Raw genomic sequence first — 22,081 nt, forward strand, 5'->3', positions numbered from 1 at the left:
CATGAGCAAGGCAAGCGGCGCGAGCCTGATCGACCTTCAGATCATGTGGCACCGGCTGATCGCCGTGGTCGAGGAGCAGGCGCAGGTGCTGCTCCGCACGGCCTTCAGCCCGATCGTGCGCGAATGCGGCGACCTCTCGGCCGGCGTGTTCGACCTCAAGGGACGGATGCTGGCGCAGGCGGTGACCGGCACGCCCGGCCACGTCAACTCGATGGCGGAATCGGTCAAGCACTTCATCGCCCACTTTCCGATCGAGACGATGAAGGAGGGCGACGCCTACATCACCAACGATCCCTGGATGGGCACCGGCCATCTCAACGATTTCGTCGTCACCACGCCCTGCTTCAAGGACGGCAAGCCGGTCGCGCTGTTTTCCTGCACCAGCCATCTCATGGACATCGGCGGCATCGGCTTCGGACCCGACGCCACCGACGTGTTCATGGAGGGGCTCTACATCCCCATGCTGAAGCTGATCGACCAGGGCGTCGTCAACGAGACGCTGATGGCGATGATCCGCACCAACACGCGGCTGCCGATCGACACCGAGGGCGATACCTATTCGCTCGCCGGCTGCAACGACGTCGGCTGCGAGCGCCTGGTCGAGATGATGACCGAGTTCGGCATCGACTCGCTCGATGCGCTCGGCGACTACATCTGCGACCGCTCGCGCGAGGCCGTGCTGGCCGAGATCGCCAAACTGCCGAAAGGCAGCTGGCGCAACACCATGGTGGTCGACGGCTATGATGAGCCGGTCACGCTGGCCGCCGTGCTGACGATCTCGGACGAAGGCATCCACGTCGACTTCGACGGCACCTCGGCCGCGTCCAGGTTCGGCATCAACGTGCCTCTGTCCTACACCATCGCTTACACCGTGTTCGGTCTCGGCTGCGTCGTCGCCTCCCAGATTCCGAACAATGCCGGTTCGCTCTCGCCACTGACGGTGTCGGCTCCCAAAGGCGCGATCCTCAATGCGCCAAAGCCGGCGCCGGTCGCCTCGCGCCACATCATCGGCCAGATGCTGCCCGATGTCGTGTTCGGCTGCCTGCGCCAGATCATTCCCGAGCGCGTGCCCGCGGAAGGCACCTCGTGCCTGTGGAATCTCAACGTGCGCGGCCAGACCCGCTCGGGCGCCGGCGGCAATTACGGATTTTCGATGGCGGTGACCTCCAATGGCGGGACCGGCGCGCGCTTCGCGAAGGACGGGCTGTCGGCGACCGCCTATCCCAGCGGCGTGCGCGGCACGCCGGTTGAGATCGCCGAGACGCAGACGCCGCTGATCTTCTGGCGCAAGGAACTGCGTCCGGATTCCGGCGGGGCAGGGCGAACCCGCGGGGGCCTCGGCCAGATCATCGAGGTCGGCAGCGGTGTCGATGGGCCGTTCGACATCCTGGCGGCATTCGATCGCATCGATCATCCGCCACGCGGACGTGATGGCGGCAAGAACGGCGAGGCCGGCTATGTCGGCCTGAAGTCCGGCAAGAAGCTGCGTGGAAAAGGCTTTCAGCAGGTGCCGCCGGACGACCGGCTGGTGGTGCTGACACCAGGCGGCGCCGGCATCGGCGATCCCCGGGAGCGCGCGCCGACAGCCGTCAACGACGACATCGAAAGCGGCCTCGTGTCTGCCGACAATGCGGTTGAAATTTATGGGCACACGCGATGACGCTTCAGGCGTCGTGCGCGTAGCAAACGGAGGGGCTCAATGATCACGCGACGGACTTTTACCGCGGGCGCAGCGACGCTGCTCGCAGCCGGCCACATCTCGACCCGCGCGCGAGCGGCGACGGTAAGCTGGGACATGTCGACGGTATGGCCCGACGGCAATTTCCACACCCAGAACGCGTTTGCCTTCGCGGAAGAGGTGAAGAAGCAGACGGCTGGCTCGGTCGCGATCACCGTGAAGGCCGGTGGACAGCTCGGCTTCAAGGGCCCCGAGCATCTGCGCGCCGTCCGCGACGGTCTGGTGCCGCTCGCCGACGTCCTCAATATTCAGCAGGTCGGCGACGAACCCTTCATGGGCGTCGAAAGCATTCCCTTTCTCTGCGGCTCCATGGACGAATTGAAGGTGCTGCACAAATACGTGCGGCCCGAATACGAGAAGGTCGCCGCGCGCAACAACCAGAAGATCCTCTACATCGTGCCCTGGCCGACGCAATATCTGCATCTCAAGGTCAAGGTCGCCGATGTCGACGGCTTGAAGAACATCAAGATCCGCGTGCCCGACAAGAACGCCGTCGACATGCTGGCCGTGGTCGGCATGGCGCCGGTGATGATTCCGTGGGGCGAGACCATCCCGGCGCTGGCGTCGGGCGCGGTCTCCGGCGTATCCACCTCGTCGGTGTCGGGCGTCGACGGAAAATTCTGGGAATTCCTGAAATACATCTACCCGACCAACCACGTCTGGTCGTCGCAGATGCTCACCGTCAACCTCGATTCCTGGAAGGCGCTGAGTGCCGATCAGCAGCAGCTCGTCGCCGGCATTGCCGCGAAGATGGAGCCGGGCTTCTGGGCGAACTCGCTCAAGGCGGACGTCGACAGCCTCAACCGGCTCAAGGAAGGCGGCATGGAGGTGGTGCCGGTCTCGGATGCCATGATCACGGACATTCGCGCCAAGACCGCGCCGCAGCTCGACGCTTTCGTCAAGCGCGTGCCGGCGGCCGACAAGCCGGTGCGGGCCTATCTCGCGGAAATGAAGCGCTGAGGACTTGCAGTGGCGGATGTTTTGCCCGCGTCGTCCCATAGTCTCAACGCGACGGCGCCGGAGCCGCTGCGCATCCTGCTCGACGGCATCGACCGTCTTGGCCGGCTGGACGGCTGGATCGGTGGCGGCTGCCTCTTGATGCTGACGCTGCTGATGCTGTGCGAGGTCGCAACGCGCTTCCTCTCGAACTTCCTGCCGTTCTTTCCGCCCACAATCTCGATCGCGTGGGAGTATTCCTCCTATCTGATGGCGGCGTCCTTCACCTTCGGCGCCGCCATGACCCTGCGCGTCGGCGGCCATATCCGTGTCGTGCTGCTGCTGAAGAACGTCCCCGCTCCGTTTCAGCGCGCGATCGAAATCCTGTCGGCCGCCGCCGGCTTCGCCTTCATGGCCTTCCTGACATCGTCGATGGCGAAGTTCGCCTTCGGCGCCTATGTGCGCGGCCAGGTCTCGACCTCGAGCGACACCCCGCTGTGGTTTCCACAGGCCGTCGTCACCTTCGGCATGCTGCTGCTGACGCTGCAGTTCCTGGCGCGCGTGATCCAGGCCGTGCTCGGCCTGCCGCTGGAGGACCACCGCATGAAGGCCTCGCCCGTCGAATGATCGCCCACGCGCCAGCCAGCAGACACCGGATACCATGACCATCGAAGTCATTGCTCTCTTCGGGATCCTGTTTGCGCTTCTGGCATGCGGCGTATGGATCGGCCTGACGCTTGCGCTCACCGCAACGCTGCTGCTGGCGATGTTCCGCTCAATCCCGCTCGACAAGCTGCTGCCGCAATACGCCTGGAACATCTTGACGACGCAGGAACTGCTGGCGCTGCCGCTGTTCATCCTGATGGGCGAGTTGCTGTTTCGCACCCGTCTGTCACGTTCTCTGTTCCAGGGGCTCGCGCCCTGGGCGGGGCTTTTGCCGGGTCGTCTTCTGCATGTGAACGTGATCGGCTGCACCATCTTCGCCGCAATCTCCGGCTCGTCGGCGGCGACGACGCAGGTGATCGGCCGCATGTCCCTGAACGAACTGCTGCGCCGCGGCTATTCCCGCGACATCGCGATCGGCTCGCTCGCCGGCGCCGGCACGCTCGGCTTTTTGATCCCGCCATCCAACATCATGATCATCTACGGCGTGCTCGGCGACGTCTCGATCCTGAAACTGTTCACGGCCGGGGTGCTGCCCGGACTGCTGCTGGCCGCCACCTTCATGGGGTGGGTGATGCTGCACACGACCCTTAACCCCGGCATGGTGCCGGAGGCGGAAGCCAAGCTCTCGCAAGTGCCATGGCGCGAACGGTTTGCGGCGCTCAAGGACCTCGCGCCGGCGCTGTTCCTGATCGCCTGCGTGCTCGGCTCGATGTATGGCGGGCTGGCGACGCCGTCGGAGGCCGCCGCGGTCGGCGTGTTCGGCGCGGCGCTGGTCGCCTGGGCGCAGGGCTCGATGTCGCAGCAGGTGATGCGTGACGTGCTGATCGGCTCGGTCGTGACCTGTTCGATGATCGCGCTGATCGTGCTCGGCGCCTCGATCCTCGGCAACGCCGCGGCCTTCCTCGGCATCCCGCAGGCAGTCGCCGCCTTCGTGAAGCGCTTGGGGCTATCGCCGTTCATGCTGATCGTGGTGCTGATTATCTTTTATCTGATCCTCGGCTGTTTCCTCGATGGCTTCTCGATGATCGTGATGACGCTGCCGATCGTGCTGCCGATCGTGAAGGGCGCGGGCTTCGACGAGATCTGGTTCGGCATCTTCCTCGTGCTCGCGGTCGAGATGGCCCAGATCACGCCGCCGGTCGGCTTCAACCTGTTCGTGATCCAAGGCCTGACCGACGACGGCCTCGGCTACATCGCGCGCGTCACGATGCCCTATCTCCTCATCATGGTCGGATTCGTGCTGCTGCTGACGCTCTGGCCCGGCATAGTCACGATCCTGCCGAGGGTGTTGTACGGATAGATTGCGCCGTCCCGGCCGCTCAGCCGGGACGGCGCGCCTCAATCGTCAAAGCTTACGCCGCGGCCTTCTTCCGCGCCTGCTCGGCCTTGTACAGCTCGAACTCTTCCGCGATCGCCTTGGCGATCGAGGGCCGTTGACGCAGGCGTTCGTAATAGGCCTTCACGTTCGGCCATTTGGCGAGCTCGATCGGCGGCGTCGCCATGGTCCAGTTGATGACCGTGACGAGATAGGCGTCGGCGACGCTGAATTGGTCGAGCAGGAAGTCGCGCCCCTTCAGGTAATTGTCGAGATAGTCCAGCCGCGACAGGTTCTTCTCCAGCGCGTAGGCTTTCGTCTCCTGCGGCGCCTTGCGGTCGAGCACCGGGATGAACAGGCCCTTGTGCAGCTCGGTGCCGATGAAGCAGAGCCATTGATGCAGTCGCGTGCGCTCGATGCCCGCTGCGGCTCCGAGACCCGATTGCGGGAAGCGGTCGGCGATATATTGCAGGATCGCGGCGTTCTCGGTCAGCACCACGCCGTCGTCCGTCCGCAGTGTCGGCACCAGGCCGATCGGGTTCACGGTTCGAAAGTCGGTGCCGTCGCTCAGCACCGTCTTGGTCGGCGGATCGACTTCGAGATAATTGGCTTCGGCGCCGGCTTCATACAGCGCGACGCGGCTCGCCATCGAACAGGCGAGCGGCGAGAAATAAAGATCCATCTTGAGCCTCCTTGGGCAATTCTTCGATGTGACTTTTGGAGTGGCGCTCAACCTGGCCAGATTGATTTTTGTACTGTCTTGCATATTATGGAGTTGGTCAAGGATTAAATTGCGAAATGGTACAAAAATCGAAGCCGCCAGCTGCTGCCACTGAGCCCAAGCGCCGCGGCCGTCCGCGCGCCTACGAACCCGAGGTCGCGCTCGGCAAGGCGCTCGACCTGTTCCGCACGCAGGGTTTCGCCGCGACCTCGCTCGACGATCTCAGCGAAGCCACCGGCATGAATCGCCCGAGCCTCTATGGCGCCTTCGGCGACAAGCGCGAGCTCTACATCAAGAGCTATCAGCGCTACCGTGAGGACGCGCGCGCATCCATGGTGGAGATCTTTCGACAGGAGATGCCCGTGCGCCAGCGGCTGGAGCGTATCTTCGCCTCCGCGCTGAACATCTATCTGTCCGGCGCAACCGGCCCGCGCGGCTGCTTCACCGTGGTCACGGCGGCCTCCGAAGCGGTCGGCGATCCCGACATCCGCGCCATGGTGCTCGATGGCCTTAACGAACTCGACAAGGCGTTTGCGAGTTGCTTCCGCCGCGCCAAGGAGAAAGGCGAATTGCCCGAAAGCGCCGATCCCGCCGTGCTGGCGCAGCTCGCTTCAGCGACCGTGCACTCAATTGCCATTCGTTCGCGCGCGCGCGTGTCGCGGAAGGATCTCGAGGCGATCGTGAAGGGAGCGATCGACGTGATGGTGGGACGAAAGAGCTAGGCGGTTGCGTGGCGCGAGCTAACATCGTCCTGGCGAAAGCCAGGACCCCTAGCCACCGAATCTGGTTTGGCGAAGATTCGGAGTTGCCGCCGTCGCGCCGCAGCTCCTCCCTGTAGCCCGCCTACGCCGCGCGAATATGCGCGAGGAAGCGGTCCACCTCGTCCCGCAGCCGCTGCGATTGCTTTGACAGCTCGATCGCGGAGCCCAGCACCTCCTCCGCTGCTGTTCCCGTCGCGGCGATGCCGGCGGTGACGCCTGCGATGTTTTGCGAGACCTCGCCGGTGCGGGCGGCTGCCTGCTGCACGTTCTGGGCGATCTCCTGCGTTGCGGTGCCCTGCTGGCCGACGGCGGCGGCGATCGCGGCGGAGATCTCGTCGACCTCCTGGATCGTTGCGCAGATCGACTGGATGCCGTCCACTGCGCCGGTGGTCTCGCCTTGTACCGCCGTGACCTGGGCGCCGATCTCCTCGGTCGCTTTGGCGGTCTGGGTTGCCAGCGCCTTCACCTCGGAGGCGACCACCGCAAAGCCGCGGCCGGCTTCGCCCGCGCGCGCCGCCTCGATCGTCGCGTTGAGTGCCAGCAGATTGGTCTGCTCGGCGATGCCGCTGATGAAGGAGACGACGTCGCCGATTTTTTGCGCGGCGTCGGCCAGACTTTGCACGCGCTCGTTCGACCGTCGTCCGTCGCTCGCGGCTTTGCCGACCACCGCGGTCGCGTGCGCAAGGCGCCGGCTGATCTCGGTCATGGACGACGACAGCTCTTCCGCGGCGGCAGCGACCGTCTGCACATTTTCCGAGGCGAGCGCCGAGGCCGACGACACCGTGCCGGTCTGCTGCCGCGACCGCTCGACGATATCAGACATCGAGCGCGCCGTGTTCTCCATCTCGACCGCGGCCGAGGAGACCGTGGTGACGACCTCGCGGATGCTGGCTTCGAAATTGTCGGCGAGCGCGGCGAACGCGCGTCGCTTCTCCGCTTCGGATTGCGCCTTAGTGTCGGCCTGTTCGGCCTGGAGCCGGTTGAAGTTGACGGCGTTGTCGCGGAACACCGCGACAGCCTTGACCATCGCGCCGACCTCGTCATTCGCCTTGCTGACGGGGACGGTGACATCGAGGTGTCCGTCGGCCAGCTCGCGCATCACGCTGGTGATGGAAATGATCGGGCGCGAGATGCTGCGGGCGATGAGATAGCCGACGATGGCGGCGAGCACGAGCCCGAGCGCGGCGATGCCGAATGCCAGCAGCCAGGCACGGTCGGCGGAGGCCACATAGTCGGCATTGTCCATCACCAGTTCGACGGCGCCGAGCGGCTTGCCGGAAAAATCCCTGATCGGTCCGAGCAGCGCCGCTACCGGCGTCGTGTCGAGCTTGGCCTGCCGTACCGTGAAGTCGCCGCCGGCGGCGCGGCCGTAATCGGCCGCATCGAAGAAGCTCTTCCCCTTCAGCGTGCCGCCGAACAGCTTGAAGCCGCCGCCGTCCGCGAGATGGAAGGCGATGTCGACATGGCGGTTGGTCTTGAAATCGTCGAGGAAGGACTGGCCGAAGGTCAGGCCAAACTCCACTGAGCCGAGATGCTTGCCGCCTTGCGCGATCGGCACGACGCCGCGGATGCCGAGCCCAGCCAAGCCGCCCTCGAGGCCGACCACGACCTTGCGCTCCTGGTTGGCCATGATCACGGTTTTGCGGAAGCCCGAGAGGTCGTCGCCAAATTTAGCAGGCTAGTGCACGCGCAGGAACGAGGTCGCGGGCGCCACGTGGAACTGGAACTGTTCGACGCCGTACTCCGATTTGGTCGCAGCAAACACCGGCCCGAACAGGCTGATCAGGGCATTGCGATCCTGTTTGGCCATCGCGTCCTGCGTTGCCGGCATCGCGGCGACGACGGCGCTCATGGCGGCGGCGCGCTGGGATTCCTCGGCAATTCGCGACTGGAGCGCGTCGTAATGACTGCGAAGCTCGCGCTGGTCGGCCCGGTCGATGATGCCGGAAATGATCCACATCGCCCCGAGCACGGCGAACAGGGCGGTCGCCGCCGCCGTCACCGCCAGCGCAACCGTGATCCGCATCCTGAGGCCGAGCGTGAAGCGCATGTCCGACTCGTTCGTTGAGCGTTGATTAAGGAGACCTATCAACTTCTCGCTAAGAGAGGGTGAACGGGATGCCGGCCGAGCGGGTGCCTTCGGGGGTGACGGAGTGACCAAAGAAGTCTGGTGTCGTCCTGGCTTTCGCCAGGACGACACGGAGGGTAGGGAGCGGTCGTGCCTTTTTCAGGCGTGCGGCCTAATACCCCCGCGTCCGGTCCACCACGTTCTCCAGCACACCACACGCCTCGAACCGCGCGATCTGCTCGGCGACATAGGCCGAGATCGCGTCGGCGTCGGTGTCGGCGGCGTTGTGCGGGGTCAGCAAAACCTTGGGATGGGTCCAGAACCGGCTGTCCGCCGGCTGCGGCTCCTGTACGAAGACGTCGAGCGAGGCGGCGCCCAGCGTGCCGTCGTCGAGGCAGGCCAGGATGTCGGCTTCATTCTGGAGGCCGCCGCGGCCGGCGTTGATCAGCACGGGCGCACCGAGCGGGCTCTTGCGGTTGAGCTTGGTGAAGACGTCGCGGTTGAGGATGCCGTGTGTATCAGGCGTCAGCGGCAATAGGCTGACGAGAATATCGGTCGTGCGCAGGAACGCGTCGATTTGCCCGGCGCCATGGAAACATTCGACACCCGCGATGATACGCGGGCTGCGGCTCCAGCCGGCGACGCGGAAACCAAGCCGCCGCAGCACATCGGCCGCATCAGTACCGAGCGTGCCCAGGCCCATGATACCCACCGTGACGGCGCTCGCTGGCCATTGATAGGTCGGCTCCCAGCGCTTTTCGCGCTGCGACTGGCGCAGATAAAGCTCCTGGCGGTGGTGCATCAGCACGTGCTGCACGACGTATTCGGTCATGCGGCCGGTCAGATCAGGCACGGCCACGCGCACCAGCGGCACGTTCGGAAGGCTCTTGTCCGCCATCAGCGCGTCGACGCCGGCGCCCAGATTGAAGATCGCACGCAGATTGGGGAAAGAGCCGAGGTCGCCCGGCACCGGCTTCCACACCGCGGCATAATGCACCTCGGCCGGATCGAGCCCGGCATCGGGCAGCAGCACCACGCGGCGGCCGCCGCAGACGGCGTCGAACCGGGCCTTCCAGCGCTCAGGCAGCCAGTTCTGCTGCGTGCTGTTGATCAGGACGGCCAGGGTGCCAACGGTCATTCGAAGTGCCTCTTTAAGTTCCGCTTTTGAAGGCCCTCCTTGGCACGATCTGCCGGATTTTTCTTGCAATTTTTTTCCGCAGCCATGTCGGGGCAAGGCATACTGGATCGTCTTCAAAACAAGCGCTCAGAGAAGGTACTGCCCATGCTTTATGCGATCCTTTGCTATCACGACGAGGACTTCGTCGGCTCATGGAGCAAGGACCAGGACGAGACCGTGATGAAGAAGCTCGCCGTGGTGCAGGAAGGTCTCGCGAAGCAGGGCAGGCTCGGCCCGGTGGCGCGGCTGCTGCCGACCACTGCGGCAGCGACGCTGCGCAAGGAGGACCCGCCACTGGTGCTCGACGGCCCCTACGCTGAGACCAAGGAGCAGTTGCTCGGCTTCTATATCGTGGATTGCAAGAATCTCGATGACGCACTCGATGTCGCCCGCGACCTCGGTGCCGCCAATCCCGGCGGCGCCTACGAGGTGCGCCCCGTCGGCGTGTTCAGTCCCGGAGGGAATCTGAAATGAGCGAAGCCGATACCGCCTGGATCGAGACCGCGCTGACCTCGGCGCGCCCCCAGGCGGTCGGCGCGCTGCTGCGCTATTTCCGCGATCTCGACACCGCCGAGGAGGCCTTCCAGAACGCCTGCCTGCGCGCGCTGAAGACCTGGCCGCAGAACGGACCGCCGCGCGATCCCGCCGCCTGGCTGATCATGGTCGGCCGCAACGTTGCCATCGACGAGGTGCGCCGCACCCGCAAGCAGCAGCCGCTGCCGGAGGACGACCAGGCGATCTCCGATCTCGACGACGCCGAGGGCGCGCTCGCCGAGCGGCTCGACGGCTCGCACTACCGCGACGACATCTTGCGGCTGATGTTCATCTGCTGCCATCCAGGGCTGCCGGCAACGCAGCAGATCGCGCTGGCGCTCCGCATCGTCTGCGGCCTGACGGTGAAGCAGATCGCGCGCGCCTTCCTGGTGTCGGAAGCGGCGATGGAGCAGCGCATCACGCGTGCCAAGGCCAAGGTCGCGGAGGCCGGGACGCCGTTTGAAACGCCGGGCGCGGTCGAGCGCTCGGAGCGGCTCGCCGTTGTCGCGGCGATGATCTATTTGATCTTCAACGAGGGCTATTCGGCGAGCGGCGACACCGCCGAAATCAGAAAGCCGCTGTGCGAGGAAGCGATCCGGCTGGCGCGGCTGCTGCTGCGGCTGTTCCAGAGCGAGCCGGAGATCATGGGACTCACGGCGCTCATCTTGTTGCAGCATGCGCGCAGTGCCTCGCGCTTTGCCGCGGATGGCTCGCTGATCCTGCTGGACGACCAGGATCGTTCGCTGTGGAACGGCACGATGATCGCGGAAGGCCTCGCGCTGATCGACAAGGCGATACGCCATCGCCGCAGCGGGCCCTACCAGATCCAGGCCGCGATTGCTGCGCTGCATGCCCGCGCCTCCACGCCTGAGGAGACCGACTGGGCGCAGATCGACCTGCTCTATGGTGCGCTGGAGGTGGTGCAGCCCTCGCCGGTGGTGACGCTCAACCGCGCGGTCGCGGTTTCCAAGGTGCGCGGACCGCAAGCCGCGCTCGACCTGATCGAGCCGCTGGCGCCAAAGCTTGCCAACTACTTCCATTTCTATGGCGTGCGCGGCGCCTTCCTGATGCAGCTCGGCCGCAACGACGAAGCCCGCATCGCCTTCGACCGCGCCATCGCCCTCGCCAACACGTCCGCAGAAGCCGCTCACATCCGCATGCATCTCGATCGCCTGATCCGGGACAGCCAGCCCAAGGGCGCCAATGGCGGCGCCAGGCAAGACGCTAAGGTCGAAGGCGCAAAGGTGAAGTAGGGAGCGCCTGCCTGGGGCATAACAAATTTTTCCGCTTCGCCTTGTCGGGCCCGGTCCCCTCCCTTCGTCCTAGGAGCGTATCCAGGGAGCCATTCATGCTGAAAGCCATTGCCGTCATCGCCATCCTGCTCGCGGTCGGAATCGTGGGCGTGCTCGGCTTTGCCCTGACGAAGCCCGACACATTCCGCGTCGAGCGCAGCCTCGCCGTGAAAGCGCCGGCCAATGCAGTCTATCCCTTGGTTGCCGATTTCCATCGCTGGACGGCCTGGTCCCCCTACGAGAACCGCGATCCTGCGATGAAGCGGGCGTTTGGCGGCACCGCGCAAGGCAAGGGCGCGACCTATGCCTGGGACGGCAACAACAATGTCGGCGCCGGCCATATGGAGATCCTCGAGGCGAGTGCGTCGTCAAAACTACGCATCAAGCTCGATTTCGAGCGGCCTTTCGAAGGCCACAACACCGCCGAGTTCACCTTTGTGCCGCAAGGCGATGCCACACTGGTCACGTGGGCGATGTCCGGTCCGGCCCCGTTCCTGTCCAAAGTCATGCAGGTGTTCGTCAACATGGACAACATGATCGGCAAGGATTTCGAGGCGGGCTTGGCCAGCCTGAAGAAGCTCACCGAGAAGTAGCGCCGTCACCCCGAACCAAAGCAAAAAGGAGAGAAACGATGCTCAATCCCTATCTGTTCTATCAGGACACCTGCGAAGCGGCGTTCAATTATTACGCCAAGGTTCTCGGCGGCAAGATCGACGCCATGATGCGTTCTTCGGACGCACCGCCGGACATGGCTGCGGCGCCCGGCCGCGAGAAGACGATCATGCATGCGCGGATGTCGCTGCCCGACGGCAGCGTGCTGATGGCCTCCGACGCACCAAGCGAACATTTTCACAAGCCGCAGGGCTTTTCGATCTCGCTCACGGTCGCGGACCCGGCGGAGGGCGAGCGCAAGTTCAACGCGCTCGCCGATGGGGGCAACGTCACCATGCCCTTCAGCAAGACGTTCTGGGCCAAGGGTTTTGGCATGTGCGTCGACAAGTTCGGCATTCCCTGGATGGTGAACTGCCCGGCCGAGGAAATGTGACAGGCGCGATCGCCTGACGCGCTGAACGGCGATCCCCTCTCCTCTACGATGCGGGAGAGGGGCGCCCATGAGGACGTCGCGTCGACCGCGTGCCCCTCAGCGGATCGATCCGGTCACGTCATTGCTCGGTGGCTGGGAGGAGGGAACGCAGCGCGGACAGATCACGAGCTTTGTCCCGAGCTGCCTGTCATTCTCCGCTTCGATTTCGTCATGGATTGCCCACCACGCCGGGGAGTACGGGCGCAAGGTGCCGAGGACTCTCTCCCGCTCCTGATTCGGATCACTCGCCGCGGGAGCTTGGGTCGCCACGCGACGCTTGATGCCGGAGGGACGGTTCGGATCCTGACCGAGGCCGTCCCATGCGATCGGACGGCGATCCTGCGCAGGCGCGACCACGCATCCCATGAGCGTTGCGCAAAAAGTGAGCAAGACGAAGCCGTGTCGGATCATGCCGGACCCTTGGGTGTTGTATGCGACGCGCCAAGTCCGCTTACCGAAGCTTGCGTCGCACCGCTCAAATGGAACCTAAGGGAAACGCGTGGCCGACATGGCCGAATATGAATTCTGCTGTCGTACCACATTGCGAGAGCAGTGAGGCCGCTTCGTGAAATGATGCGGACCGCATCGCACAACAACTGGCGCAATATTAGGCTGTGAACTCCGGGACAGAATCGTTATTTATTCCGTCATAAATTCTAAAAACTGGGGCGGGCGGACTTGGAAGGGGAGCGACCGATGGCGGCGGCGCTGCAGATCAACTTTGCACTTTGGGGTATGCTCATCTGCGCGAGCATGGAATTGACCGAGTTGATCCAGAGTTTTTACTAGAGCTCTCGAAGCAGGTGACCGGCGCAATTTTGCCGGGCACTCGCGTCCGTCGATCATCACCGGCAGCGCGGATAGATCGCGGCGAGGTCGCGTCCCTTCAGCAGAAGCAACCGCGACGAGAGGCCGCCGCGGCGACTGATCCAGTCGCGCACCGGGCCGGGATAGGCCGCAAGCACCGCATCGGATGCTTCCGGCTCGGCGTAGAAGCGTCCGCGCCGATCGACCGAGCGCGCCGCATGGAAGCCGAGCACGGCGCGTTTTGTCACACAAATCCGCTCGCCCGGCACGATGCTCAGTACCAGTGTGCAGGCGGACAGGCAGGGACCGTCGATCACCACGCGCTCGCCGCTCTCGCGCACCTTCTCGAACAAATCGAGGAACGGCCCGACCTGTCCACCGGGCGACTGGATGATGCGGATTTCGGCCGAGGCAGGTGTGGCGGCGAGCAGCGCGGATGCGAGGATCAGGGCCCTGAGAAAGGTGACGCGCCGCATGAAGCCTCCGCGAATTCGAGTCCGTAGGATAGGCCGACGAGAAGAGGTGGTAACGCTTCGCTAGGCCAACCTACGCGGTGCCTACCCGTTCCTCCGCTCGCCGCGCAGCGTCGGCAGGCCGATGCCTGCCGCATCGAAGCCGCCATCGACGGCCAAAATTTGTCCGGTGATGTAGCTCGATCGTTCCGAGCACAGGAAGTAGATGGCTTCGGCGAGTTCCTCTTCCAGGCCGTAGCGGTTGAGCGGAATGGCGTCGTGATAATCGGCGCGGATCTCGCTGGTGTGCACCTGCTTCGCCATCGCGGTGTCGACCGGTCCCGGCGCGACCGCGTTGACGCGGATGTTGAGGGACGCGAGCTCAACCGCGAGCTGCTTGGTAAGGTGCGCGAGGCCGGCCTTGCTGGTGCCGTAGGCCGAGCGCAGCGTCGAGGCGCGCACTGCCGAGATCGAGGTGATGTTGACGATGGCGCCGCCATTGCCGTCGCGCATCAGCGGCACCGCCGCCTTGGTGCAGAGGAACGGGCCGGTGAGGTTGACCTCGAGCACGCGCCGCCAATCGGTCTCCGACGTCTCCATCAGCGGCGCGAACACGGCAACGCCGGCATTATTGACGAGCGCATCGAGCCGGCCAAACCGCTGTTCGACCGTCGTCATCGCGGCGGCAACCGCGGCTGCGTCCGAGACGTCGCAGGTCAACGCCAGCGTGGCCTCGTCCCGGCCGATCTCGGCGACCGCGCAGCCGAGCAACTCGCCCTCGATGTCGATCAACGCCACCCGCCAGCCCTCGCTCAAAAACTTCTTCGCGGTCGCAAGCCCGATGCCACGCGCGGCTCCGGTGACGAGGGCAACGCGGTGCGGGGTAGGGGGCATTGGCTGATCGGTCCTTATGAAAGATTGGGTCGCGCAAACGCGAGCCTCTTTTTACTTCGCTTTCGTCCCGACGAGGAAGGCCTTAACTCGAAGGCACGATGTCGGGACGGTCCTCGATGGATCGTCTTCCAGGGGATCATTGCCAGGGAGATCCGCAATGTCCAACCACGAGCGCCAGATTCGAGACCTTTTCGCCGCTTATCTCGGCAACGACCGGCAACGGGTCGCCGACGCGTTGGCGGACGATTTTCGCTTCACCAGCCCGTTCGACGACGATCTCGACAAGGCGGCTTATTTCGAGCGTTGCTGGAGGGACACCGGCTGGATTGCGCGGCACGACATCGAGCGGATTTTCGTCCAAGGCGACGAGGCCTTCGTCACCTATCTCTGCCTGGCGACAGATGGCAGGAGCTTTCGCAACACCGAGTTCTTCACCTTCGCCGGCGGCAAGATTCGCTGCATCGACGTCTATTTCGGCGCTGCCCGGCAGGACGGGCGTTTCCTGCCGCAGGCGCGCTAGGGCCAGCCAATAATCGCCAGAATAATTTTCGTCACCTGTCGGTTTCGTCAAGGTTCCTTCGTCTTGGAGGTGAGGGTGGGCGGCCCGGGCCGTCGCTCCGCCCATCCGGAGTGGCGCCTCGGCGCGCAACCCGAACGAAAAAGCACGCAAGGAGTGCTCATGCGATTCATGATGCTGATGATCCCGCTCGGCTACGAGACCGCGGCGCCCGACGTTCAACTCGATCCCGAGCGGGTCGCTGCGATGATGCGCTACAACGAGGCGCTGAAGGACGCCGGCGTGCTGATCACGCTCGACGGCCTGCACCCGCCCTCGATGGGCGCGCGCGTCTCGTTTGCGGCCGGCAAGCCCATCGTGACCGATGGTCCGTTCGCCGAGGCCAAGGAGGTCCTGGGCGGCTACTGGATGATCGAGGTTGCCTCGCGTGCCGAGGCGATCGCCTGGGCCAGGCGGTGTCCGGCCGCACCGAACGAAATCATCGAGATCCGTCAGGTGCAGGAGATGAGCGACTTCCCGCCTGACGTGCGGGAGGCCGCCGGTTTCGGCGACCTGAAGAAATAGCCGCAGCTTCGTCTATCCATCACCAAAGGAGAGAACCGATGAGCACCGACACCTATCTCGCCGTTTTCCTCGGCAGCAAGACCAGTTCCAAATGGACCGCATGGAATGCGATGCCCGAGGCCGAGCGCAAGGCGAAAGAGCAGGAGGGCATGGCGGCGTGGAAAGGCTGGGTCGAAAAGCACCAGGGCGCGATCGAGGCCATGGGCGGCCCGCTCGGCAAGACCAAGAAGGTCGACGGCAAGGGCATCGCCGACATCGCCAACGAGATGGGCGCCTTCACCGTGGTGCGCGCAGCGTCCCATGAAGCCGCGGCGAAGATGTTCGAGAACCACCCGCACTTCACGATCTTCCCCGGCGAACGCGTCGAGATCATGCCGGTGCTGCCGATCCCTAGCGGCTAGGATCTCGGGCCGCCTCGCCGGACCGGGAAGAATACGGGCTGATCAACCCGTCGCCGCTAGTGACCTTCACCGCCGGCTCATGTAAAGGTCGTTCACATGAGCTGGCGCAAGGAGACGCGCCGCGCCGAGCGCGGCTATCACCACGGCAATCTGAAGGAAGCCCTGTTGCAGGCCGCCCTCGGATTGATCGCCGAGAAGGGCGCGGCCGGCTTCACCTTTGCCGATGCCGCGCGCATGGCCGGCGTCAGTGCGGCGGCGCCGTACCGGCATTTTCGCGACCGTGAAGAACTGCTGTCCTCGATCGCGCAGCGCGGCTTCGAGCAGTTTGAATCGCGCCTGACCGCGGCTTGGGACGACGGACGGCCCGACACCGTCACGGCGTTCGAGCGTGTCGGCAGGGCCTATCTCGCCTTCGCCCGCGAGGAGCCCGCGTTCTACAACGCGATGTTCGAATCTGGCCTCCCGGTGGATGCCAATCCGGCGCTCCAGGCGGCCAGCGAGCGTGCTTTCAACATCATTCGTGCCGCGGCGGAGCGGCTTGCCGCGCTGGCGCCGCCGGGCACGCCGCGGCCGCCGGCGATGATGATGGCGCTGCACATCTGGTCCATGGCGCATGGCGTGGCCTCGCTGTTCTCCCGCGGTGACGCCGCGCGTCGAAAGCTGCCGATGTCGCCGGACGAGCTGCTCGAAGCTGAGGTGCTGATCTATCTGCGCGGTCTCGGCTTCCCGACCGATCGCCGTCCCCCGGCGAAAAGCGCCGAGCCGCCGCCGGTGCCGCCGGAGGCATCCTCCGGTTCAGGCGTGCCGCCCGGTGGTCCCTGGGGCAAGCCGAAATAAAGTTACCCAAATAATTGCCCCGCCCTGTCAGGCGGTCGGCTTGACAAAACCGCGGGATGATCTACCTATGTAAATGTTATTTACATTCACAACGGCGCTGATGCCGTCATGGAGAGGGAAATGGCCTACACCGCTGATGTCAATCGATGGCGCGGCCCTTCGGACCAACAATACGAGCGCCCCCACATGCTCAATACGCCCTGGCATCCCGGCTGGATCGCCGTGACCATCCTCGGCTTCATCATCTGGTGGCCGATCGGACTTGCCCTTCTCTTTTTCACACTCGGGAGCAGAAGAATGTCGTGCTGGAGCAACCAGGATCGCTGGCAGAACAAGATGGAGCGGATGCAGTACAAGATGGATCGTATGCGCGGCCGCATGGAGCGCCACGGTTTCGGCTTTGGCTTCGGTCCGCCCTCGAGCGGCAACCGCGCCTTTGACGAGTACCGCACCGAGACATTGCAGCGGCTCGAGGAGGAGCAGGTCGAGTTCAAGAACTTCCTCGACCGTCTGCGTCACGCCAAGGACAAGGAAGAGTTCGACCAGTTCATGGCGCAACACAAGACACGCCCGACCCCGCCGCCGACCGACCAGCAGCAAGGTTGATCTCAAGCTTGATCTCGGGACTGACGCCTCTCAAAGCCGTCAGGCGCATGCCCCCAAAGTCCTGATGGCCCCGAGCCGCCCGCCTGCGCAACCCGCAGGCGGGCGGTTTGATTTTGGGAATGCGCGTCAGGCTGCCGCGACCGTCCGGATTGCCTTGGTTTGGAAAAGTCTTGATCTGGAAAGTCCTGGTCCAGAGAGACTTGGTCAGCGCGCCGTGGCGAGCTGCGCGCGAACCGACTCCAGGAAGTGTTCGTAGGCATAGTCCACGATCTCGTTCAGTGATCGCGTTCGCGCAAACATCGCCTTGGCCTCGGCGAGAAACTCGTCGCGGGTCGGAATCTTCGGCAAATGCAGATGCGTCAGTGCATCGACACCTTCGTGCGCGCGACTCAGGATGTCGTGCAGCGTCGGCAGTTGCAACTGGGCCAAATCGGCTCGGCGGAGCGCCGACGAAATCGCATGCGCCAGGGTCTGCGCATCGAACCGTCCGGCAAGCTCGCGGGCCGCCCGGTTGATGACGCGTGCGCCAAGCGGCTGCTCGTTGCGCAGCACCTGCTCGGGTGGCGACTTCATGTTCCAGACGATGCCGAACCAGGACAGCACCTTCAGGATGTAATAGGTGACGTCGATTTCCCACCAGCGAAAACCCTGCCGCACGCTGCTCTGGTAGGCGTGGTGATTGTTGTGCCAGCCCTCACCGAGAGTGAACAAGGCCAGCAGCCAATTGTTGCGTGAATCATCGCCGGTCACGTACCGCTTGCGTCCATGCACGTGGGCGAGGGAATTGATGCAGAAGGTCGCGTGATAGACCAGCACGGTGCTCCACAGGAAGCCGACGACGAGACCGGACCATCCGCCAACCAGGAAGCAGAGCGCAGCCAGCGTGACGGCTGGCAGGAGTTCCAGGCGATGCAGCCACATCAACTCCGGATAGGCGGCGAAATCTCCGACTTTCACGAGGTCGGTGCCATCGTGCTCCCTGTAAAAAATCCAGCCGAGATGACTGTAGAGGAAGCCTCGATGACGCGGCGAATGCACGTCGTCTTCGGTATCGGAATGCAGATGATGATGTCGATGCTTGGCCGCCCACCACAAAACGCTTTTCTGCGCGGTGCTTTGCGCAAGCCAGGCCAGGATGAACTGAAACACTCGACCGGTCGCAAAAGCCCGATGGGAGAAATAGCGGTGGTAGCCTGCTCCGATCGCAAACATACGGACGACATAGAGTGAGGCGCAGATCGCGATGGCCTGCCAGGTAACGCCGGTCCAGATCGCAGCAATGCAGCCGAGATGGACCAGCAGGAACGGCAGGGCGGAGGGATACATGATGTCGTCGTGTTGGTCGTCAGCGGGGGCGTTGGGCGACATGTATTGGCGTGACCTTGGAGGACGGGGATTCGGGATTCGCTTCGGCAGCACTGAGGGCCGCTGTGTGCGACAATCCCGGGGATGGCGGACCACTGCGGGGCTTTGAACGAGATGCTTTGCCTGAGCAACCCGGGCCAGCGCGGCAGCACGAACCTGAGACCATAGCTACGGGCGGAACTCGGCTGCCTCCATATATATGATCCCGACTGCTTGGCATGCAAGCTCGTAGCCTCACGGGGTGCGTGGCGCGCGGGCTGCCGACGGCCTATAGCCGACAGTGAAAAGGAAGCGTCAAAATACCGCAGGCAGCAACGATGGCGGAAGCGGCGATGATGGCGAGCGAAACCCTCTGGCAGAAGATCCGCGACGAGGCGCAGCGCACCGCGGCAGCCGACGCCATATTCGGCAAGGCTCTTGTCGGACTCATCCTCGTCCATGACGATTTTACCGCCGCACTGTCCGACCTGATCGGACGCCGGCTTGGCGACAGCGAGGTCGAACGCGCGCGCTTCACGACATTTTCCCGCGACGCCTTCAATGGTCAGCCGGATCTGATCGAGGCGGCCGGCCGCGACTTGCAGGCCATCGTGCTTGGCGATCCCGCCATCAGCGGAGTGTTGGCGCCGCTGCTGCACTTGAAGGGCTACGTCGCCTTGCAGGCGTGGCGCGTCTCGAACTGGCTCTGGCATCACGACCATGGTGACGCGGCGCTGCTGTTTCAGAACGAGGCGTCGAACGTCCTGCAGGTCAGCATTCATCCGGCGGCGAGCTTGGGATCGTCGGTGTATCTCGACCACGCCACCGGCATCGTGATCGGTGCCGATGTGGTGATCGGCGACGAGGCCACCATCCTTCAGAACGTCAGCATCGGTCGTGGCACGGAACTGCCGGCGCGCTCGCCTCGCATTGGTCGCGGCGTGTTCATCGGCTCCGGCGCGACAATTCTCGGCAACGTCAGAATCGGCGATTTTGCAAAGATCGGCGCCGACACCGTCGTGACGAGCGACGTGCCCCGGGGCTGCACCGCAATCGGCAATCCGGCGCGGCTGACCAATTGCCCAGAGCCCGCTTCCGCGGCCTGACTCGCCGTCACGTCATCAGGCGACGTGCTCCTCGTTCACGCGGCGCGGCGGCGGCTCTCGCCGCCATGACGCGGGCTGACCGGCTCCGAACTGGTCTGGCCCGGCGCGTCCAGCACCGCGACGTGATGCCGGTAGACCAACTCCCAGCCCTTCCAGCCCGTGAAAAGCAGAATGCCGACCACGACCAGGGACAGCGCCACGCCCCACGGCTTGATTGCAGCTTCCGCGCCTTGCGCGTAGCGGAGGTAGAAATTGATCAGGGCCAGCACGACGGCTACGAGATTGCCGATCATGTGATACCAGGCGTCATTGAGGCTGCGGATGCGGGCGTCGCTGAAGAAGTCGGTGAAGCCGGCCACGGCCGCAACGAGCGCCATCACAATACCGGCGCCGATCAGCCAGATCGCGGCTCTGGCCCAAAAGCCGTCACCGGTGCCGATGAAGGCGAGATCGGCGATGGGCGCGCCGACCAGGAAGGCGACGGGGAACGGGATGATCATGGGGTGGAGCGGATGATCGCCGACCGCGGCGGTCGTCTTGGGGTTGATGCTCATGGCAAAACCTCGCGAGAAGTGATTTTCCAGACAATTTTTCGGACGTAGGCTGGTTCCTCTGACCGGGATAGCGGGCTCCGCTCCTGATGCGCACGGGAAAGCGGAACTCTGCTGTCCCGGGCGCAGCGCACCGTCCCGTCGGGAACACGGCCCGCCCGCCGCGCCTCCCATCCCCCTGTGCGACCTCCCTTTCCCGCACTCAAATTCGTCTGCGGTAACCCAGCATTAACCATCGCCGGGCTCTGGTAATTGCGGACAATCGCGCGCCCAAAGCCTGAAGTCTGAGCCTTGGGGTCGGGCCCATAGTTTTGACATCTTGGCAGGGAATGCAGGCGGCCGGCTTTGGACGAGCCCTGCACCCCAGAAAGACAAGGCTTTGAGCGGGCTTGCCGGCCGCGCCGGTTCTAGCGCGGCTATTGGGGAACCGGCGGCCATTTGCTGGCCGGGACATTAGGTCGGGACATCAGGTAACGATCGCCTTGAGAGGATACTGCTTATGAATCCGGCCGACGTGGCTCAGTCAGCCCTTCCGGTTGCCGCTTCCGCGGACGTGTCGCTGATCGCGCTGTTCTGGCAGGCTCACTGGATCGTGAAAGCGGTGATGCTGGGGCTTCTCGCCTGCTCGGTCTGGGTCTGGGCGATCGCCATCGACAAGATCTTCCTGTTTGCCCGCACCCGCCGCTCGATGGACCGTTTCGAGCAGGCTTTCTGGTCCGGCGAGTCGATCGAGGACCTCTATCGCACGCTCTCGGCCAAGCCGACACATTCCATGGCGGCCTGCTTCGTCGCCGCGATGCGCGAGTGGAAGCGTTCGTTCGAGAGCCAGGCCCGCTCGGTCGCAGGCCTTCAGATGCGCATCGACAAGGTCATGAATGTCTCGATCGCCCGCGAGGTCGAGCGGCTGGAACGCCGGCTGCTGGTGCTCGCCACCGTCGGCTCCGCAGGCCCCTTCGTCGGCCTGTTCGGCACCGTCTGGGGCATCATGTCGAGCTTCCAGTCGATCGCGGCGTCGAAAAACACCTCTTTGGCGGTGGTGGCCCCTGGCATCGCGGAGGCGCTGTTTGCGACCGCCGTCGGCCTTATCGCCGCCATTCCTGCCACTATTTTCTACAATAAGTTCACCTCCGAGGTGAACCGGCAGGCCCAGCGGCTCGAAGGCTTCGCCGATGAATTTTCAGCCATCCTGTCGCGCCAGATCGACGAGCGGGGCTGACGGACGGCATGTATAGTGTGAAGGGCAATTTGGGCACCAGACCATGGGCATGAACGTTGCGAGTTCGTCCGGAGGCGGTGGGCGCCGTGGCCGGCGCAAGCCGGTCGTGGCCGAAATCAACGTCACGCCGATGGTGGACGTGATGCTGGTGCTGCTCATCATCTTCATGGTCTCGGCGCCGATGTTGACGGTCGGCGTGCCGCTCGACCTGCCGCAGACCCAGGCCAAGAGCCTCGAAAACAACGACCAGAAGCCGATCCAGATGTCGGTGGACATCAAGGGCAAGGTGTTCATCAACGACGCCGAGATCGCGATCAACGAACTGATCCCCAAGCTGAAGGCGATCACGGACGCGCGCGGCGGGCTCGAGGAACGCATCTATTTGCGTGCCGACAAGAAGGCGGATTACGGGACGGTGGCCAAGGTCATGGGCCAGTTGTCCGGCGCAGGCTTCAAGAAGCTGGCGCTCGTCACGGAAGCGGATCAGGGGTAAA

The 22,081-nt window shown here is 64.3% G+C and carries 24 protein-coding genes and 1 pseudogene; 17 read left to right on the top strand and 8 right to left on the bottom strand.

Translation table 11 applies throughout. The features are described 5' to 3' along the window. The first annotated feature begins 1 nt into the window (after position 1). Genes IVB50_RS01250 through IVB50_RS01265 form a run of 4 tightly spaced genes read left to right on the top strand, consistent with a single transcriptional unit; the run spans position 2 to position 4,640 of the window. Positions 2 to 1,660 carry a hydantoinase B/oxoprolinase family protein gene (locus IVB50_RS01250; RefSeq protein ID WP_018453765.1) on the top strand — a complete coding sequence of 553 codons (1,659 nt, stop codon included), beginning with the start codon at positions 2 to 4 and terminating at the stop codon, positions 1,658 to 1,660. Positions 1,661 to 1,699: 39 nt separating this feature from the next. After that, positions 1,700 to 2,698, top strand: coding sequence for a TRAP transporter substrate-binding protein (locus IVB50_RS01255; RefSeq protein ID WP_018453766.1), 999 nt, complete (start codon positions 1,700 to 1,702; stop codon positions 2,696 to 2,698). A gap of 9 nt (positions 2,699 to 2,707) precedes the next feature. Next, complete coding sequence (locus IVB50_RS01260; RefSeq protein ID WP_247294042.1) at positions 2,708 to 3,301, top strand: TRAP transporter small permease; 594 nt, start codon at positions 2,708 to 2,710, stop codon at positions 3,299 to 3,301. A 34-nt stretch (positions 3,302 to 3,335) separates the two neighbouring features. After that, complete coding sequence (locus IVB50_RS01265; RefSeq protein WP_247294052.1) at positions 3,336 to 4,640, top strand: TRAP transporter large permease subunit; 1,305 nt, start codon at positions 3,336 to 3,338, stop codon at positions 4,638 to 4,640. A gap of 52 nt (positions 4,641 to 4,692) precedes the next feature. Here the strand turns inward: IVB50_RS01265 and IVB50_RS01270 are convergent, their stop codons facing one another. Continuing rightward, positions 4,693 to 5,337: a glutathione binding-like protein gene (locus IVB50_RS01270; protein WP_018453769.1), complete on the bottom strand. Its 645-nt coding sequence runs from the start codon at positions 5,335 to 5,337 to the stop codon at positions 4,693 to 4,695. 116 nt (positions 5,338 to 5,453) lie between these two features. On the opposite strand from IVB50_RS01270, the gene IVB50_RS01275 reads away from it, so the two are divergent. Next, on the top strand, positions 5,454 to 6,098 hold the full coding sequence (locus IVB50_RS01275) for a TetR/AcrR family transcriptional regulator (RefSeq protein WP_018453770.1): 645 nt from the start codon (positions 5,454 to 5,456) through the stop codon (positions 6,096 to 6,098). A gap of 121 nt (positions 6,099 to 6,219) precedes the next feature. On the opposite strand, the pseudogene IVB50_RS42620 reads toward IVB50_RS01275, so the two are convergent. Together IVB50_RS42620 and IVB50_RS01290 are read right to left on the bottom strand one after the other, a co-directional pair. Next, positions 6,220 to 8,187 (bottom strand): annotated as a pseudogene (locus tag IVB50_RS42620) (cache domain-containing protein). 190 nt (positions 8,188 to 8,377) lie between these two features. Continuing rightward, positions 8,378 to 9,343: a glyoxylate/hydroxypyruvate reductase A gene (locus IVB50_RS01290; protein ID WP_018453772.1), complete on the bottom strand. Its 966-nt coding sequence runs from the start codon at positions 9,341 to 9,343 to the stop codon at positions 8,378 to 8,380. A 144-nt stretch (positions 9,344 to 9,487) separates the two neighbouring features. Between IVB50_RS01290 and IVB50_RS01295 the strand changes: the two genes are divergently transcribed. From IVB50_RS01295 to IVB50_RS01310, 4 genes are all read left to right on the top strand, one after another. Continuing rightward, a complete protein-coding gene (locus tag IVB50_RS01295) occupies positions 9,488 to 9,856 on the top strand; it encodes a YciI family protein (RefSeq protein WP_026232592.1) in 369 nt (122 codons plus the stop codon). Further along, a complete protein-coding gene (locus IVB50_RS01300) occupies positions 9,853 to 11,169 on the top strand; it encodes an RNA polymerase sigma factor (protein WP_018453774.1) in 1,317 nt (438 codons plus the stop codon). The genes IVB50_RS01295 and IVB50_RS01300 overlap by 4 nt, the downstream gene beginning before the upstream one ends. Positions 11,170 to 11,264: 95 nt before the next feature. Beyond that, a complete protein-coding gene (locus tag IVB50_RS01305; RefSeq protein WP_018453775.1) occupies positions 11,265 to 11,801 on the top strand; it encodes an SRPBCC family protein in 537 nt (178 codons plus the stop codon). A 38-nt stretch (positions 11,802 to 11,839) separates the two neighbouring features. Beyond that, on the top strand, positions 11,840 to 12,253 hold the full coding sequence (locus tag IVB50_RS01310; RefSeq protein WP_204512222.1) for a VOC family protein: 414 nt from the start codon (positions 11,840 to 11,842) through the stop codon (positions 12,251 to 12,253). Between the two features lie 96 nt (positions 12,254 to 12,349). On the opposite strand, the gene IVB50_RS01315 is transcribed toward IVB50_RS01310, so the two are convergent. The 3 genes from IVB50_RS01315 to IVB50_RS01325 form a co-directional block, all read right to left on the bottom strand. After that, positions 12,350 to 12,703, bottom strand: coding sequence for a hypothetical protein (locus IVB50_RS01315; protein ID WP_018453777.1), 354 nt, complete (start codon positions 12,701 to 12,703; stop codon positions 12,350 to 12,352). Between the two features lie 434 nt (positions 12,704 to 13,137). Then, entirely contained in the window at positions 13,138 to 13,575 is a 438-nt protein-coding gene (locus IVB50_RS01320) for a hypothetical protein (protein ID WP_018453779.1), read from the bottom strand. Positions 13,576 to 13,656: 81 nt separating this feature from the next. Further along, positions 13,657 to 14,445 (bottom strand): SDR family oxidoreductase, encoded by a 789-nt coding sequence (locus tag IVB50_RS01325; protein ID WP_018453780.1) that lies wholly within the window; start codon positions 14,443 to 14,445, stop codon positions 13,657 to 13,659. A 157-nt stretch (positions 14,446 to 14,602) separates the two neighbouring features. On the opposite strand from IVB50_RS01325, the gene IVB50_RS01330 reads away from it, so the two are divergent. The 5 genes from IVB50_RS01330 to IVB50_RS01350 all read left to right on the top strand — a co-directional run bounded on the left by IVB50_RS01330 (position 14,603) and on the right by IVB50_RS01350 (position 17,370). Further along, positions 14,603 to 14,965 carry a nuclear transport factor 2 family protein gene (locus IVB50_RS01330; RefSeq protein WP_018453781.1) on the top strand — a complete coding sequence of 121 codons (363 nt, stop codon included), beginning with the start codon at positions 14,603 to 14,605 and terminating at the stop codon, positions 14,963 to 14,965. A gap of 159 nt (positions 14,966 to 15,124) precedes the next feature. After that, positions 15,125 to 15,526, top strand: a complete 402-nt coding sequence (locus IVB50_RS01335; protein WP_247294054.1) for a YciI family protein — start codon at positions 15,125 to 15,127, stop codon at positions 15,524 to 15,526. A 38-nt stretch (positions 15,527 to 15,564) separates the two neighbouring features. Further along, on the top strand, positions 15,565 to 15,927 hold the full coding sequence (locus tag IVB50_RS01340; protein ID WP_018453783.1) for a YciI family protein: 363 nt from the start codon (positions 15,565 to 15,567) through the stop codon (positions 15,925 to 15,927). Between the two features lie 96 nt (positions 15,928 to 16,023). Beyond that, positions 16,024 to 16,764, top strand: coding sequence for a TetR/AcrR family transcriptional regulator (locus IVB50_RS01345; RefSeq protein WP_085348908.1), 741 nt, complete (start codon positions 16,024 to 16,026; stop codon positions 16,762 to 16,764). A gap of 120 nt (positions 16,765 to 16,884) precedes the next feature. After that, positions 16,885 to 17,370, top strand: a complete 486-nt coding sequence (locus IVB50_RS01350) for a DUF2852 domain-containing protein (protein ID WP_018453785.1) — start codon at positions 16,885 to 16,887, stop codon at positions 17,368 to 17,370. Between the two features lie 204 nt (positions 17,371 to 17,574). Here the strand turns inward: IVB50_RS01350 and IVB50_RS01355 are convergent, their stop codons facing one another. Next, positions 17,575 to 18,738 carry an acyl-CoA desaturase gene (locus IVB50_RS01355; RefSeq protein ID WP_018453786.1) on the bottom strand — a complete coding sequence of 388 codons (1,164 nt, stop codon included), beginning with the start codon at positions 18,736 to 18,738 and terminating at the stop codon, positions 17,575 to 17,577. Between the two features lie 314 nt (positions 18,739 to 19,052). Here IVB50_RS01355 and IVB50_RS01360 point away from each other — a divergent pair, with 314 nt between their 5' ends. Then, positions 19,053 to 19,820: a serine acetyltransferase gene (locus IVB50_RS01360; RefSeq protein WP_247294056.1), complete on the top strand. Its 768-nt coding sequence runs from the start codon at positions 19,053 to 19,055 to the stop codon at positions 19,818 to 19,820. Positions 19,821 to 19,855: 35 nt separating this feature from the next. Here IVB50_RS01360 and IVB50_RS01365 read toward each other — a convergent pair whose 3' ends face one another. After that, on the bottom strand, positions 19,856 to 20,374 hold the full coding sequence (locus tag IVB50_RS01365; RefSeq protein ID WP_018453788.1) for a DUF2231 domain-containing protein: 519 nt from the start codon (positions 20,372 to 20,374) through the stop codon (positions 19,856 to 19,858). Positions 20,375 to 20,870: 496 nt separating this feature from the next. Here IVB50_RS01365 and tolQ point away from each other — a divergent pair, with 496 nt between their 5' ends. Both tolQ and tolR read left to right on the top strand, forming a co-directional pair. Continuing rightward, entirely contained in the window at positions 20,871 to 21,587 is a 717-nt protein-coding gene (tolQ, locus tag IVB50_RS01370) for a protein TolQ (RefSeq protein ID WP_007596319.1), read from the top strand. A 43-nt stretch (positions 21,588 to 21,630) separates the two neighbouring features. Beyond that, positions 21,631 to 22,080: a protein TolR gene (gene tolR / locus IVB50_RS01375; RefSeq protein WP_018453789.1), complete on the top strand. Its 450-nt coding sequence runs from the start codon at positions 21,631 to 21,633 to the stop codon at positions 22,078 to 22,080. Position 22,081: the final 1 nt, after the last annotated feature.

It is taken from the genome of Bradyrhizobium sp. 87 (assembly GCF_023073015.1).
Lineage (GTDB): Bacteria > Pseudomonadota > Alphaproteobacteria > Rhizobiales > Xanthobacteraceae > Bradyrhizobium > Bradyrhizobium canariense_D.